The sequence below is a fragment of the Paenibacillus sp. Leaf72 genome, assembly GCF_001422685.1.
GTDB lineage: Bacteria > Bacillota > Bacilli > Paenibacillales > Paenibacillaceae > Pristimantibacillus.
This window is the reverse complement of sequence record NZ_LMLV01000023.1, coordinates 255,277-269,962: the sequence shown is the minus strand read 5'-3', so window position 1 is coordinate 269,962 and position 14,686 is coordinate 255,277. Positions and strand designations below refer to the sequence as shown.

Here is a 14,686-nt window from a genome sequence, read left to right as displayed (position 1 = left end):
GTTATAATGAATGTGCCTCATTTGAAATATGGCTAACTTCCAGGCCGAAATTTTCACATAAAGCTTGCAAGCCGCTAAAAAAACCTTTGCCGATGGCGTCAAATTTCCAATTGCCGTTGTGCAAATATAAATCCCCAATGACGATAGCTGTTTCTTTAAGCAGATCTTCGCCAAAATCGAATTGAGCTACCACTTGTTCCGTTTGCGGATGCAGCAGACAGATACTGATTTCGGCCACCTGGCTGAAATCATGCTGCTGTGCCTCGCCTTCGTAGATCGAGAGAGTGAAGGCCATTCGCTGGATCTGCAGCGGCAGCTTGCTGAAATCGATTTTAAACTGTGCTGCATTGGGGCCTAGCTTGGAGTAGGAGACGGAGTTATCAGATGAAACGGGATTTCCGTAAAAAATACAATCTTCATCCCGCTCACACCGTCTTGCAGCAGATAGCAGGAAGGCCGTGGCGTCAATTTCAAGCGCCGGATTTAATAATTTCCATGAAACGCGAGCAACCAGCTGATTCAACCCCAAATGGCGGGTAATATCAGCTTTTTGCCCGCTGATCAGCTGCAGCCCAGATTTTTCGGCTGCTGTTACTGTTGCGCTAGCTGCAGCACGTTTAGCGCTGGCAGAGGCGGCTGGCTTTGCTTGTTTTTTGCTTTTAGCAGCTGTTGTTGAGAAGGGCGAGTAACCGCGAGCATGCATTTTACCGATTTTATAGCCCTTGTCGAGCGCAAGCTCGGTAGGGCTTGACTGCTGCTCACGCTCGAGCAGTCTTGCTAAAATTAACGCTGCCGCTCTTGCATCATCTAGCGCATCATGGTGATTCAACGGAATTTGATAATGGCCAGCTAATACGTTCAAACGGTAGGAAGGCATGTCCGGCAGCAGTTTTTTGCTAAGCTGATAGGTGCAATAATAATGAAATGCTGGGTAAGGCAGAGCCGCATCATCTAGGCAATAACGCAGGACGCTCATATCGAAGGAAGCATTATGCGCGACTACCTGCTTATTATTCAATAATGGCTCTAGTACAGGCCATAGCTCGGAAAAAGTAGGGCTGTCCGCCACCATAGCCGGAGTGATGCCGTGAATTTCGATGTTCATCCGGTCAAAATGCTGCTGCGGATTAATGAGCCAAACCTGCTCGAAAACGATTTTGCCGCCCTGCACCTCGACGATGCCGACCGCGCAGGCGCTGGAGCGATTGGAGTTGGCGGTTTCAAAGTCAATTGCCACAAAGTCCATGGTGCATCCCCTTTAATTTGGTGTAAGTTTTTTATAAATATAAGAAGTTATAAGTTTCATCCTTATAATGGGCTTATATTTCAAAGCAAAACGGCAGCTTGCTTTGCCGCCAGAGGACGGCGACAGCTGTTTACGCTTGTGCTTACCATGAATTATACAGGATGTCCGAAGCTTTTTGGCTGTCTTTCCATCTTTTTCTTGTCGTGAAGGTATAAATGTCCGCAAAACGGACAAAATAAAATTATCGGCGTCGCAAGATGTCGTAGACAACCGCGGAGAAGACTTACGTTCCCCATAAGCTCTTCGTCCGGTTTCTCCTCTCCCATGAATAGAGCGCCCCGAAAGGGGCGCTCTATTTTTTTGCATTTTATTTTACAGTAGCATTCTGAGCCATAAACCATATACCTGTTTCCTTTGAGGATTTAATGGTGTATACAATGCCATTGCGCTCGGCAGATTTATTAAGGTTGTATAAATCAACATTGCTTTCCATCAAACCTAGCTCCTCAAAAATATCTCCGCTCTCATTGGTTTCCAAATCAGGATTAGTTGCTCCGATTAAAGCTCCGAATGACAAAATCAAATTAGCCCCCGATTGCGGAGTACCATCACCAGCGCCCATAATAAGAAGCTCTTTAATAGCTCCTGTTTCTTTATTTACAAACCCATTGAGGTAGATGGAGTCAGTAAGCTGATGCTGAAAGCCTGAACCTTCTACTTTCAAAGACTTAACGGTAAACTTGGCTCCCAGCGTTTCTGATGCTTTATTGAACGCTTTACGGAAGCTTTCCACGTCGGTTGCTACCACACCTTCAGCTTTGGCTTTTTCAGTTTTCGAGGACTCGTCCTTCTTAGAGTCTGTTGCATTGCTCGCTGTTTCAGATGCCGCTTTGGTTTCATTTTTTGAACTTTCTGCGTTTGTAGCAGTTGGAGTAGTGCTTCTATCTTTATTCAAATTACTTACACTTCCTACGATTAGGACGATGATTAACCAGAACCACCATTTTGTATAAATCGGTTTTCTTTGCTGCATTTTAATTGCCCCCTAGGATCTCATTATACTCTTTACAGCTATTCCGACTTGGACGATGCCTTATCGAGCTTGCTTTCATTACTTTTCACGGAAGATGTGTCTGCGGAATCATCATCACGCAGCCCGCCATTAACTAGGCCAGCAATCAAAATGACGGTGATTACCCAAAACAACCATTTTTTATAAAACGGCTGGCTCTTCATTGTTCATGCTTGCTCCTATCGTATTCGTACACTTCTGGTGAAGGGGAAAAGGATGTCAGCCGCTCCGAACTCGTTGTTATTGAAGGGGGAGATGGCACTTCATCCGCTATTTGCTTATCTTTATTCCCCGTATAAATGATCCCAACCAGACTGCCTGCCACGAGAGCGACAATGATAAACCGGGTCTGATTGAACAACAGTGTTCTTCTTTTCAACAATACCGACTCCTATACTAAAATCTACTTGAATTGCTCGCGAACCCCTTCAAAAGCGGCCTTCATATCATCGCTAGTTGCGGTTGAAATGAATCCAAAGCTGAATTTATCTTCTATAATAAGGCCGATAAATTCCTTATCCCCGTCTCCTTTGACCAAGGTCAAGGAGCCTTTCGTTCCGTCTTTTTCATAGTCGACCGTTTCCACAACTTTCGGATTTAAAAAATGATCCTTCTCATCAATAACCGCAGATGCGGCAAATGCAAATATGCTTTGAACATCAGGATGCATATACTCCTGAGCAAATTTCTTTCTGGCCTCTACATCGGTTTCGTTGTAGTAGGAGTTAATATAACCAAGCGTAAGCTGTTCACTTACGTTCAAGTCCTTTTCAGGCTCGGCGGTCGGTGCGGCAGTTGCCTCGGTCTCTGGTGAAGGCGATGCCGAAGCTTCAATCTTCGCTGAAGGGCTTGGTGATGCAGTAGCCGCTTCATCCGAGGAGCACCCGCTCAGAACGCCAATAGCGACCGCTGTTAATAGGCCATAACTAATCTTTTTGTAAAATGTTTTTCTCGTTTGCAATGTGTCCGCTCCCTTTATCATTGTTTCGACACCAATATACTACAAAAGTTATGTTTTGGCGATATGTGGAAGAAGGAGTAGAGAGTATGGTAGTTTCAATCAATCCACTTAGCTAGTCCGTGTATGCAAGCCTGATCTAGATCGATTTTAGTACCAGACGTATTGCCTCTTCTGCCGGGTATGTCGCCTCTGACGAACGTGAACCTATATACCGAAAGGTCGCTCTATGCACTTCGCTTCCGGGTTTTACTCCCTGTACAAAGATAGTTGGCGGACATAGCAGCGGTTATTTCGACAGAATCACGTGTTAAGGCAAGCCCGCGGACTCAGGGGACGTTAATACGCTGCAAACAGCCATTTTGTCAGGATATTGAGGGAGATAACGGATTTCCTGTCCGCATACGTCATAAAATCGGATCAAAAGCCAGAATAGCGGAACCTCTGTCCTCAAAAAAAGGAGGCTGTGTCCCGAGCCGCGTAGTGTCAGCAACAATTGCGGGCTGTGGTTTTTTATTCCTTAGAAGCTGTAAATTGGCGATAGTCGAGCTTTTTTTACAAAAGCTTCATCCTCTTTAACATCCCGGGGCAATTATGGTACGATAGGCGAGGATAGCGAATAAAGGGGGCATTTGGCAGTGAGAGTTATTGCGGGCGCAGCCAAGGGACGACCGCTGAAGGCGGTGCCTGGCAACAATACAAGACCTACGACCGATAAGGTGAAGGAAGCGATTTTCAGCATGATTGGGCCCTTTTTTGACGGGGGCGTTGCGCTGGATTTGTTTGCTGGAACCGGAGGGCTTGGCATAGAGGCTTGGAGCAGAGGGGCCGAGCGGACGATTTTTATCGATCAGGAGAAAAATAGCATCGACATCATTCGCCACAATACGCAGGCGGCCGGCATGGGACAGGAAGCAGAAATTTACCGCAACGATGCGGAGCGGGCATTAAAGTTGTTGGAAAAGCGTGGAATCGCTTTCTCACTTGTTTTTCTGGACCCGCCATACCGAATCATAACGGCGGACAAGCTCATGACTTACATGGCTGACCACGGCATGCTTGAAGATGGGGCAACTATTGTCGTTGAACATGACGCAGCCCATACCTATGAGGAGCAGTGGAGCGGCTTTTTTCAATTGAAAAAAAACAAATACGGCGACACGGCGGTAACTATTTATCGATACGAGCCGAATGAAGCTCAAAATGGAGGATTTAACGATGCAGACGAATGACCAGATTCGCGTAGCCGTATACCCTGGAAGCTTTGACCCTGTCACTTTTGGGCATTTGGATATTATCCGCCGTTCGGCGAAGCAGTTCGACCATTTAATAGTAGCGGTACTGAATAATACGAGCAAAAATCCGCTCTTCAGCCTGGAGGAGCGCAAGGAAATGATCACCGAGCTGACATCGGATCTGACGAATGTTTCGGTTGAAAGCTTCCGCGATCTGCTCGTGCGTTTTATGAAGTCCCGCAACGCCAACGTAATTGTACGGGGCATTCGCTCCGTGACGGATTTTGAATACGAGCTTACGCTGGCATCGACGAACCGGCTGCTCGATGAGGATATTGATACAATTTTTATGATGACCGATCCGAAATACTCCTATCTCAGCTCCAGCATCGTGAAAGAGATCGCGCAGTTTCAAGGTGCGGTATCTGAGCTCGTTCCGCCTGCGGTGGAGAAGCGCCTGACTGAGAAGTACAAGTCGAAACAGTAGAAGGCACTTGGCTTAATTAAGCTGTATTCATAGTTGAAACCAGGTATTATTTAGGTGTTTCAGCCTCTCTTCGTGCCAGCATATACAGCGCTGCGAGCAGCAGTACGAGCAGCGCTGATGCAGCCAACGTATAGGGCCACAGATTAGGGAAATGCTGCGCGTGAAAATAGCCCGGAAAAGGGCTATTCATCCACGCCCCGTTTGATGAAACAGCTGGCAGCGCGCTAGCGGCTTGCCGCAAAAAATCAAAAGAGGCGCTGGCGAGAATCAGCTGCGCCGGCTTCCACAAGAGCACCACGAACCAAGCGGCATGCCCGGCATGAAGCAGCTTGGCGCCAGCGAGCGGGAGCAGCTTAAGATCTGTGCCGCTCGTTGAGTAGCCTGCCTGCAGCAGCCCGCTGATGCCGCTCCATGCGAGTATCGCGGCGGTGATTGCTGTGCTCAGCACAGGTGCCAGGTTCGGTGCTTCCAATACGGCAGCTGTGTAGGTGCCGATATGGCTTTCGAGCAGCGCGGGCAGGAAGAGCGCTTCCCACCAGCTTCCTGAGCTGATAAAAAGCCAAAGCGGCTGCATAAGCCGGGCGATGACAGCGGTGAAAATGATCAGGCCGCCAATCAGCATCAGCTTCTGCACGCCGCCGGATACGGCTTCGCCGAGCACCCGCCCGAAGCCGCGGCCGTCGCTCTCCCGCGCAGCGGTGATCGCCTTGGCCGCCCTCTCGACCAATCGGCCTTCCTGCACCTGGGCGGCGCGGGCCGGGAAAGCCTCGGACCTGCTGGTGAGCAGCAGCAGCCAGGCGGTCCACAGCGCAGACAGCCAGACGGCTGCTGCGATCAAGAGCCCCAGCTCCGGCTGATGCATAAAGCCTGCGCCAAGAACGACAAGCATGAAAATAGGATTTGGCATATGTGAAAAGGCGAGCAGTCGCTGGCCTTCTTGGAGCGTAACATGCCCATGCCTGCGAAGCACGGCCGTCGTTTCAGCACCGGCGGGAAAGCCGGATAGCCAGCCGAACAGCAAGGGCAGTGCAGCCTCACCGGGAAGGCGGAACAATCGGCCCATGAGGGGCTGGAGCAGCACGCCAATTCCGTGAACGAGGCCAAAGGCGGTAATGAGCTCAAATAGGACGAGAAACGGCAGCAGCCCGGGAAAAACAATATTCCACCATAAGGTCAGCCCTTGAAGGGAAGCTTGAAAGGCTGCCTCGGACTGGTAAATAACAGCTCCGACCAGCAGAATGGATGCTAGCGCTGCGAGCAAGGTTTTAGCCACTGGACGATCAACTCCATTTCAGGTCATCGTATCGTAGGGAATGGAATGCCTTCGATAAGGGCGAGAATATCCATTTTACAGCTGCGCTTATGGAAAATGCGGGCTATTTGCAGCGCCTGTAAGGCCGCCAAAGAGAAATTTTGCAATACTACGGTTGCTTGAGAGCGTTGGGAGATTGCAAATGGCAGCTAGTATAGCGGCTTGTACGATATGTATGCACTCGCTTGGCCCGTTAGACCGTTGTTATATGTGATAAAGAAGCTTTATGAGGAACGGAGGGGCGCAAGTTGTCCTTGAAATCGTCTGGAGTAAGGCAGCTAGGTTTTATTATGTTGGCGACCGCTTTATTCATGTATTTGCTGTTGTATGCACCAACGCCTTATGTCATGTACGAGCCTGGGCTTGCTGCTCCGACGAAGCCGATGGTGCGTTTGGTAGAGGAGCGGAATGACGATGCAGCGGTGAAGCCTTCATCAAGCCCATCGCTCAATTCGACGCCAGAAGAGGGAGCTTTTCTTATGACGGCTGTCAGGCTCTCGGATGCGAATTGGTGGGAAACCCTCTCTTCGGCATGGGATAAGGATATCGCGACATACAGCCGCTCATCGATTTTACGCGGTTATACGGAGCAGGAATATGCCGAGAGAATGACCGTCGTCATGCAAGGCTCGCAAAATCAAGCTATTGAAGCCGCGTACCGCTTCGCCCATCTTTCCTATCAATCAGTGGTCGACAGCATTGCGGTGTCGGATGTGTTGCAGGACAGTGACGGCAGTGAGGGAAGTGGATGGGAGCTTGGAGATGTTCTCGTTTCCTTAAAAGGCGGCAAGCCATTTGCGGATGCCAAGCAAATCGTCACTGAGCTTGGAGCCTATAAGGCTGGCGATGAGGCTGTATTTACCGTAAAACGGGGAGGAGCGGTGCAAGACGTTGCGATTACGCTGGGCGCCTATGAGGCTCCTTTAACGTTGGACAAGCTTCCTAGCGCGCTTGGCGGTGTACAGCTCGCTGAGCTTCGCAGCCTGCAGCCGGATGACAGCCGCTTTAAGCTGCAAATCGATGCAGGAGCCATTGGCGGCCCCTCGGCGGGGTTGATGTTTGCTCTGCAGTCGCTTGATTTGCTGCTCGGCAATCAGGATTTGACGGGTGGCGCGATTATTGCCGGAACAGGTACAATCGCAGCGGATGGGACGGTCGGTGAAATTGGCGGAATTGCGTTCAAGGTCATTGCGGCAAGCCGCGAGGGAGCTGAGCTGTTTCTCGCCCCGTCCGCGAACTACAAGGAGGCTGCGGACAAGGCGAAGGACATGGGAACGAGCATGAAGGTCGTCAGCGTGAATAGTCTTAGCGAGGCTAAGCAGGTCATTGAGCAGTATGTCAGCGAAAAATAGGCCGTGTGAATTAGAGCATGATCGGCTTGGCATAATAGTCGCGAAATAAGGCGACCGGCTGCTGGCTTCCTGTATTAGCGAGCATATAGGCAGCAGTAGCTTGCGTATCGAGCTCTAAATAACGGTAGGGCTGCTCGGCAGCCGATGCGCTTAATAGTACAGGCAACGTCGCGGTCGTGCGCATTTTTCGCAGCAGCCCTTTGCCTTTTTCGCTAAAACCAAGCACGCGAATATATTGCAGCCCGCTCCGCAGCTTGTCCGGTGTGAAATCCGACTTGGCATGTCCAAGCAAGATCGAAAGCAGAGACCGCTGCAGCTTCGTTCGGGTATAACGTTTCGTTTTGAGCTCAGCAAGCAAATGCTCCACCTGAAGCTCCTTTAGGCGAGGCAGCGTTTTGCGGATGCGGTGTTCAAGCCCCTCCGTTATTTCATGCAGCTCGGCCAGCTGCGCTGCTGAACGGGTGACGATGGCATGCAGCAGCGGCGAGGCGAAGCTGTCCCAGCTTACGGGACTTCGCCCTGCATCCCATTCGCGTGCCAATACGTCATAGGTTGTGTCTGGCACGAATGGCTTAATGCCTGAAAGCTGCCGTTCCAGCAGAAGCTGTTTGCGTATGGCTGTAGCGCTGGCAATGGCGCTGTCCGTTACGTCTTCCTGGTTGTAAGCGGCTTTCTCGCGGCGAATCGTAAAAGGCTCCATACGCCCGCCAAGACGCGCAAGGGCGATCAAATAATGCAGCCCCAGCGTATGGTTGGGCATGGCAAAAGGAAAAGCGGCAGCCTCCGCCTTGCCTATGCTGCCCAAATAAGCGGCTACCGTGCTGCTGTAAGCGCTCGGGTAGCTCATTCCCGTAGCCAGCAGCTCCTTGAGCTGCGAGGCGAAAGCGGGCGGCTCCTGGGCGATGACGGAGGCGGCATCCATAAGTGGAGCCAAATCGCCGCTTTCCGTGCCGAAGCAGAAGCCATCGACGACGCCCGTTGCCTCCAGCAGCGCAACGGCGCCGTAGGAGAACCATTCCGCCGCCTGAGTAGCGTAGGCTACAGGCAGCTCAATGACGAGATCGCAGCCTCCGCGCAGCGCAGCTTCCGTACGGCTCCATTTGTCCATCACGGCAGGCTCGCCGCGCTGGAGAAAGTGCCCGCTCATGACAGCGACAACGGCGTCAGACCTGCTTGCCAGCAGCGACTGCTGCAAATGATAGCGATGGCCGTTATGAAACGGATTATATTCAACAATTAATCCTACCGTACGCATATAACCGTGCTCCTTAATTGTAAAATGATTGCATTACAAGGTGAAACGGCTGCCCTCCGTCCTTTGTCGGTGCGGCGCGTTTCAGTCCGAGAAATATAAGCCTATTGTAGTTGTAAAACTTATAATTGCTTATATTTCAAGCGTAAACGACTGAAGACGTCTTCTGGCGGCAAAGCAGCCGTTTCGCGATGAAATATAAGCCTATAATAAGTGTACAACTTATAATTGCTTATATTTTAAGAATAGCACAGCTATGATCAACATATGAATCGTGACCCTCATTTTCAACCGTTGAAAGTGGAAAATAGCTAATCCTCTGTGAAAATGTTGACAAAACCCTTATAAAATAGCTATAATAAATTTTGTTTGTTTGAGGTGATAATATGCAGTTTCATGTAGAAGAAACAATGTCCAAGAGGTTGAAGCATACAATCAATGAATCCATTGATGTTGCCCCTCTATTTGAAGGACGGGCTGATGTGATTCACACAGGTCCGCTCCATGTAGCGCTTGAGGTAGAAGGAAATGCAGGGTCGATCTTGGTTGATGGTCAAATGACGATCGATTGGGAGCTTGCTTGCTCCAGATGCTTGGAAGCCGTTCAGGAGCATACAGTCATTCCTTTCTCCGAGCAGTTTGAGCCTGCGCCGAAACGTGGCCAAGACGAGGATGAGCAGGAAGAGGATGACGACAGCGACTTCATTGCGGTATCCGGTGAAAGATTGAATTTGCAGCCTTATGTGGAAGAGGCGCTTCAACTGTTTATGCCGTTTGCCCCGCTTTGCAAGAGCGATTGTAAAGGACTTTGTCACACATGCGGACAGAACTTAAATGAACAGACATGCAGTTGCAACAACGAGAAGCTAGACCATCGTTTTGCAGCATTGAAGGATTTGTTCAAGGATCAATAGTGTATCGCTTCGCGAATATTGTGAAGGAGGTGTTAAACATGGCAGTACCTCAAAGAAGAACGTCCAAAACTCGCCGCGACAAACGTCGCACTCACTTTAAGCTGGCTGTGCCAGGTATGGTAAAATGCGAGCAATGCGGAGAGCTGAAATTGGCTCATCACGTATGCAAAGTGTGCGGATACTACAAAACGAAAGAAATTATTGCTCAATAATTTCCGGGATCTCACAATGGCACTTCATCGCTTGGTGAGGTGCTGTTTTTTTGCACACGTTTAGCTCCTTATAGCAGCGTTTTTCGTTTCTTCTCGGGACGAAGCCGCCTTTAGTTAGGTGGAAGTAACCGTCTAGGCTTGCTTCGCTGCTTACAGAGGCTTTTTTTATAGAGAAGTTTAGTACCAGGTGATAATAGCAGATGTTGGTCTGTTGGGCTGACGTTTTTATAAAATATATGATTGGTGAAAAAGGCCATTTTTGTGCCTGCTCACGCCAATCCAAGGTGGTGCCGACGATCGAACGAATGCCCAAACGGCAGCGGCATCAGCTGCTTGCCAAACTTATGGAGGAAAATCCGTTCATGACAGACCGGGAGCTTACCAGGCATTTAAAGGTAAGCATCCAAACGATCCGCCTGGATCGGATGGAACTTGGTATTCCCGAACTGCGCGAGCGGCTGAAGCTGATGGCGGAGCGTTCGTACGATACGGTACGGTCATTGCCGCTTCATGAAGTGATAGGTGATATTGTTGATCTTCAGCTGGACAAGAGCGGAATTTCGATCTTTGAAATACGTGAGGAGCATGTGTTCTCGCGAACCGGCATTGCCCGGGGCCATCATGTTTTTGCCCAAGCCAATTCGCTGGCCGTCGCCATTATCGACAATCCCATCGCTTTAACGGTAACGGCGGACATTCGGTTCATTCGCCCGGTAAAATTAGGTGAAAAATGCATAGCGAAAGCCTATGTGAGGTCCATTTCCGGCGAACGCTCCAAAGCGAAGGTCGAAATTTTCACGTATGTTGGTGAAGAAATGGTTTTTCAAGGGAATTTTGTGATTTTCCGCTCCGCGGGGGAGGCGGAGAATGAAGGAGGGGACGAACATGCGGATCGCCATTGACGCTATGGGCGGAGATAATGCGCCAGGGCTCATTGTGAAGGGCGTGCTTGAAGCCGCGCACGAGTGGCCGGATACGGAGCTTGTACTGGTTGGCGATACTGCCATCATCGAGCAGCTGATGGGTGGCAATAAGCCAGCCAATATTAGTCTTTGTCATGCCGATGAGGTTATCGGACCTGATGATGAGCCGGTAAAGGCTGTTAGGCGTAAAAAAGGGGCTTCCATGGTCGTGGCGGGACAGCTCGTCCGTGAAAAACGGGCAGATGCGATGCTGTCTGCCGGAAATACTGGAGCATTGATGACGACAGGGCTGCTCGTTGTCGGCCGTCTGGACGGCATTGAGCGCCCGGCGCTCGCGCCTATGCTTCCGACGATGGACGATGTCGGCATGCTGGCGCTTGATTTGGGCGCTAATATGGACGCGAAGCCAGAACATTTATTGCAATACGCTATTATGGGAAGCATTTATCGCTCCAAAGTGCATGGAATGGAAAAGCCGCGTATCGGGCTGCTCAACGTTGGAACGGAAGCTCGCAAAGGCAATGAGCTGACTAAGGCGGCATACGATTTGCTCGAACAGTCGCCGATTCATTTTATCGGAAATGTTGAGGCAAGAGACGTGCTTAGCCGCAGCTGTGATGTTCTCATTTGCGACGGATTTGCTGGAAATATTATGTTGAAAGCGATGGAAGGCACGGCAGGCAGCCTGTTTGGCTTCATCAAAGACGCTTTTGGCGAAACGCTGCTTACGAAGCTGGCCGGAGCGATTATGCTGCCGAAGCTGCGCAAGCTCAAAAACAAAATGGATTATAAAGAACATGGTAGCGCTCCGCTGCTCGGCTTGAACGGGCTCGTCATGAAATGCCACGGCTCCTCTGACGAGGTAGCTGTCAAAAGCGCGATTCGCCAGGCGCGAATTGCCATTCAAGGCAAGCTGACCGAATCGATCGCAGCGGAAATAAGCGGGAAGTGAGTGTGTTGTGGTGAATTTGCATCCTGTAGGCATTATTGGTACAGGCAAATATGTGCCTGAACGTATTATTACGAATCAGCAGCTTGAACAAATGGTCGAAACGAATGATGAGTGGATCGTTACCCGCACCGGGATTAGCGAGCGCCGGATGGCTGCCCCCGAAGAAGCGACTTCAGACCTCGCTTATCAAGCCTCCAAAGCTGCGATTGCAGCTGCGGGACTTACGGTAGAGGATATCGACCTCATTATCGTGGCGACGATAACACCTGATATGGCGTTTCCATCGACCTCCTGTCTGCTTCAAGAGAAGCTTGGAGCCAAGCAGGCGGCAGCATTCGATCTTTCCGCAGCTTGCTCGGGCTTTATTTATGGCCTTGCGACAGCAACGAGCATGATTTCTTCCGGCTTGTATAAGCATGTGCTTGTTGTTGGCGCAGAGACGCTTTCGCGCATAACGGATTACACAGACCGCAATACATGCATTTTGTTCGGCGACGGTGCGGGTGCGGTTGTGCTTGGCGAGGTGCCAGAAGGCAGAGGCTTCAAGTCTTTCCAGCTCGGAGCGGATGGAGGCGGCGGTGAGCTGCTGAAAGTAAGCGGCGGCGGTTCCCGCATGCCAGCTTCGGAGGAAAGTGTCGCATCACGGCAGCATTTTATCCATATGGCTGGCAATGATGTGTTTAAATTTGCGGTACGCATTATGGGCAGCGCAGCAGAGGAAGCGCTTCGCAAAGCGGATATGACGAAGGATCAAATCGATCTGCTTATTCCGCATCAGGCGAATATTCGAATCATTCAATCGGCGCTTAACCGTCTGAATTTGTCTGAGGAGAAATGCATGATTAATTTGAACAACTACGGCAATATGTCCGCAGCATCGATTCCGGTTGCGTTGGCGGAAGCGGTTGAGCAAAATCGTGTGAAAGAAGGAGACGCTCTCGTATTCGTCGGCTTTGGCGGCGGACTGACTTGGGGAGCTTCTGTATTGATTTGGTAACGGAGGGATTGCAGGATGGGTAAAACCGCTTTTGTATTTCCAGGACAAGGTGCTCAGGCTGTAGGGATGGGCAAAGATGTTTATGAAGCGTTCGCGCGCTCGCGCCAGGTTTTTGAACAGGCAGACGAAGCGCTTGGCTTCAAGCTGAGCGAGATTATTTTTGACGGGCCGGAAGATACGCTGAAGCAGACGGCGAATACGCAGCCTGCGCTGCTTACGGTAAGCGTCGCGCTGCTGCAAGCGCTAGAAGGCCGCGGTTTGAAAGCGGACTATGTAGCGGGCCACAGCCTTGGGGAGTACAGCGCGCTAGTAGCATCGGGCGTTTTGTCCTTTGAGGATGCCGTTAGTACAGTGCGTTCCCGCGGTCTCTTTATGGAGCAGGCGGTTCCGGGTGGACATGGCGCAATGGCAGCTGTGCTTGGCGCAGAGCGCGAGGCGCTTGCCGAGCTATGCCGTACAGTGACGGCAGAAGGCCATGTTGTCGAGCTTGCGAACGTGAACTGCCCAGGGCAGATCGTCGTTTCCGGTTCTGTGGCTGGTGTTCAGGCGATTGTCGAACGCGGCAAGGAAGCAGGATTCAAGCGGGTCATTCCGCTTGAGGTTAGCGGCCCCTTCCATTCATCGCTTATGAAGCCTGCTGCCCAGCAGCTTGCTGGCGTATTGGCAGACGTAAGCATGAGCGATGCAGCTGTGCCTGTTGTAGCTAACGTTACTGCTAGTGCAGTGACGGATGCGGCGGAACTTCGCGGACTGCTGGTCGAGCAAGTCTACTCGCCCGTACTGTGGGAAGACAGCGTTCGTTATTTAATCGCGGAAGGCGTAGATACTTTCGTGGAAATCGGTTCAGGCACGGTGCTTGCCGGCTTGATCAAAAAAATCGATAAATCCGTCAAGGTGATCTCGCTTAACAGCATTGCAGCTCTGGATGCTTTGCAAGCAGCCGAATAGGGGAGGTTTTATCATGTTCGCGAATTTGGAAGGCAAGAAGGCGCTTGTAACGGGCGCTTCCCGTGGAATTGGCAGAGCGATTGCGATCGCGCTGGCAGAAGCCGGGGCCGATGTGGCCATTAACTATTCGGGCAGCGAGGCAGCCGCCGCTGAGACAGCTCAAGCTGTAGAGGCGCTTGGACGCCGTGCAATTGTACTGCAGGCTAATGTAGGCAAGGCGGCTGAATTCGAGGCTATGGTCAAGGATGTGCTGGAGCAGTTCGGTGCTATTGATATTTTGGTGAATAATGCCGGAATTACAAGAGACAACCTGATCATGCGTATGAAGGAAGAGGAATTTGACCAAGTTATTGAGACGAACTTGAAGGGCGTATTCAATGGCATCAAGGCGGTTACTCGTCCAATGATGAAGCAGCGTTCAGGCCGCATTATTAATATTTCATCCGTCGTTGGGGTGCTTGGCAATCCTGGACAAGCTAACTATGTTGCCGCTAAGGCTGGCGTTATTGGCCTTACGAAAGCTAGCGCGAAGGAACTGGCTTCGCGAGGCATTACGGTCAACTGCGTCGCGCCAGGCTTCATTCAGACTGAAATGACGGACAAGCTTCCAGAAGAAATGAAGGAATCGCTTGCCGGTCAAATTCCGCTTGCGCGCCTTGGCAGCCCTGAGGATATTGCAGCAGCTGTGCGTTTTCTGGCGTCTGATGTAGCAGGCTATATGACGGGTCAAACCATTCATGTAGATGGCGGCATGTACATGTAAAAAAAGTGCCGCAAAGGCCTTGCCGGGAATTAAAACGGTTACGTATGGCATTTTAGTTTTAAT

17 protein-coding genes are annotated in these 14,686 nt (G+C 50.7%); 10 read left to right on the top strand and 7 right to left on the bottom strand.

Annotation, left to right across the window (positions count from 1 at the left end):
- Position 1 precedes the first annotated feature (1 nt).
- The 5 genes from ASF12_RS35085 to ASF12_RS19840 all read right to left on the bottom strand — a co-directional run bounded on the left by ASF12_RS35085 (position 2) and on the right by ASF12_RS19840 (position 3,279).
- A complete protein-coding gene (locus ASF12_RS35085; protein ID WP_063892605.1) occupies positions 2-1,246 on the bottom strand; it encodes a TerD family protein in 1,245 nt (414 codons plus the stop codon).
- A gap of 367 nt (positions 1,247-1,613) precedes the next feature.
- Entirely contained in the window at positions 1,614-2,279 is a 666-nt protein-coding gene (locus ASF12_RS19850; protein ID WP_056038366.1) for a hypothetical protein, read from the bottom strand.
- Between the two features lie 38 nt (positions 2,280-2,317).
- Positions 2,318-2,482 carry a hypothetical protein gene (locus tag ASF12_RS34610; RefSeq protein WP_155973317.1) on the bottom strand — a complete coding sequence of 55 codons (165 nt, stop codon included), beginning with the start codon at positions 2,480-2,482 and terminating at the stop codon, positions 2,318-2,320.
- Positions 2,479-2,697, bottom strand: a complete 219-nt coding sequence (locus ASF12_RS19845) for a hypothetical protein (protein ID WP_056038363.1) — start codon at positions 2,695-2,697, stop codon at positions 2,479-2,481. The genes ASF12_RS34610 and ASF12_RS19845 overlap by 4 nt, the downstream gene beginning before the upstream one ends.
- Before the next feature lie 24 nt (positions 2,698-2,721).
- Positions 2,722-3,279, bottom strand: a complete 558-nt coding sequence (locus ASF12_RS19840; protein ID WP_056038360.1) for a hypothetical protein — start codon at positions 3,277-3,279, stop codon at positions 2,722-2,724.
- A 635-nt stretch (positions 3,280-3,914) separates the two neighbouring features.
- Between ASF12_RS19840 and rsmD the strand changes: the two genes are divergently transcribed.
- The gene (rsmD, locus tag ASF12_RS19835; RefSeq protein ID WP_056038359.1) at positions 3,915-4,508 is read left to right on the top strand and encodes a 16S rRNA (guanine(966)-N(2))-methyltransferase RsmD; all 594 of its coding nucleotides are present in this window, start codon (positions 3,915-3,917) and stop codon (positions 4,506-4,508) included.
- The gene (coaD, locus tag ASF12_RS19830; protein ID WP_056038356.1) at positions 4,495-4,998 is read left to right on the top strand and encodes a pantetheine-phosphate adenylyltransferase; all 504 of its coding nucleotides are present in this window, start codon (positions 4,495-4,497) and stop codon (positions 4,996-4,998) included. Before rsmD ends, coaD begins: the two co-directional genes overlap by 14 nt.
- A gap of 46 nt (positions 4,999-5,044) precedes the next feature.
- Here the strand turns inward: coaD and ASF12_RS19825 are convergent, their stop codons facing one another.
- Positions 5,045-6,271 carry a nucleoside recognition domain-containing protein gene (locus tag ASF12_RS19825; RefSeq protein WP_056038352.1) on the bottom strand — a complete coding sequence of 409 codons (1,227 nt, stop codon included), beginning with the start codon at positions 6,269-6,271 and terminating at the stop codon, positions 5,045-5,047.
- A 287-nt stretch (positions 6,272-6,558) separates the two neighbouring features.
- Here ASF12_RS19825 and ASF12_RS19820 point away from each other — a divergent pair, with 287 nt between their 5' ends.
- The gene (locus ASF12_RS19820; RefSeq protein WP_056038348.1) at positions 6,559-7,662 is read left to right on the top strand and encodes a YlbL family protein; all 1,104 of its coding nucleotides are present in this window, start codon (positions 6,559-6,561) and stop codon (positions 7,660-7,662) included.
- Between the two features lie 10 nt (positions 7,663-7,672).
- On the opposite strand, the gene ASF12_RS19815 is transcribed toward ASF12_RS19820, so the two are convergent.
- Positions 7,673-8,917: a nucleotidyltransferase gene (locus tag ASF12_RS19815; RefSeq protein WP_056038346.1), complete on the bottom strand. Its 1,245-nt coding sequence runs from the start codon at positions 8,915-8,917 to the stop codon at positions 7,673-7,675.
- 383 nt (positions 8,918-9,300) lie between these two features.
- Between ASF12_RS19815 and ASF12_RS19810 the strand changes: the two genes are divergently transcribed.
- The 7 genes from ASF12_RS19810 to fabG all read left to right on the top strand — a co-directional run bounded on the left by ASF12_RS19810 (position 9,301) and on the right by fabG (position 14,623).
- Positions 9,301-9,828 (top strand): YceD family protein, encoded by a 528-nt coding sequence (locus ASF12_RS19810; RefSeq protein WP_056038343.1) that lies wholly within the window; start codon positions 9,301-9,303, stop codon positions 9,826-9,828.
- Positions 9,829-9,866: 38 nt separating this feature from the next.
- Entirely contained in the window at positions 9,867-10,040 is a 174-nt protein-coding gene (rpmF, locus tag ASF12_RS19805; RefSeq protein WP_042160385.1) for a 50S ribosomal protein L32, read from the top strand.
- Between the two features lie 305 nt (positions 10,041-10,345).
- On the top strand, positions 10,346-10,942 hold the full coding sequence (gene fapR / locus ASF12_RS19800) for a transcription factor FapR (RefSeq protein WP_056039077.1): 597 nt from the start codon (positions 10,346-10,348) through the stop codon (positions 10,940-10,942).
- Entirely contained in the window at positions 10,926-11,915 is a 990-nt protein-coding gene (gene plsX / locus ASF12_RS19795; RefSeq protein WP_056038340.1) for a phosphate acyltransferase PlsX, read from the top strand. Before fapR ends, plsX begins: the two co-directional genes overlap by 17 nt.
- A 10-nt stretch (positions 11,916-11,925) precedes the next feature.
- Positions 11,926-12,912, top strand: a complete 987-nt coding sequence (locus ASF12_RS19790) for a beta-ketoacyl-ACP synthase III (RefSeq protein WP_056039075.1) — start codon at positions 11,926-11,928, stop codon at positions 12,910-12,912.
- 15 nt (positions 12,913-12,927) lie between these two features.
- Positions 12,928-13,860, top strand: a complete 933-nt coding sequence (gene fabD / locus ASF12_RS19785; protein ID WP_056038337.1) for an ACP S-malonyltransferase — start codon at positions 12,928-12,930, stop codon at positions 13,858-13,860.
- Positions 13,861-13,873: 13 nt separating this feature from the next.
- Positions 13,874-14,623, top strand: coding sequence for a 3-oxoacyl-[acyl-carrier-protein] reductase (fabG, locus tag ASF12_RS19780; protein WP_056038335.1), 750 nt, complete (start codon positions 13,874-13,876; stop codon positions 14,621-14,623).
- The last annotated feature ends 63 nt before the right edge of the window (positions 14,624-14,686 follow it).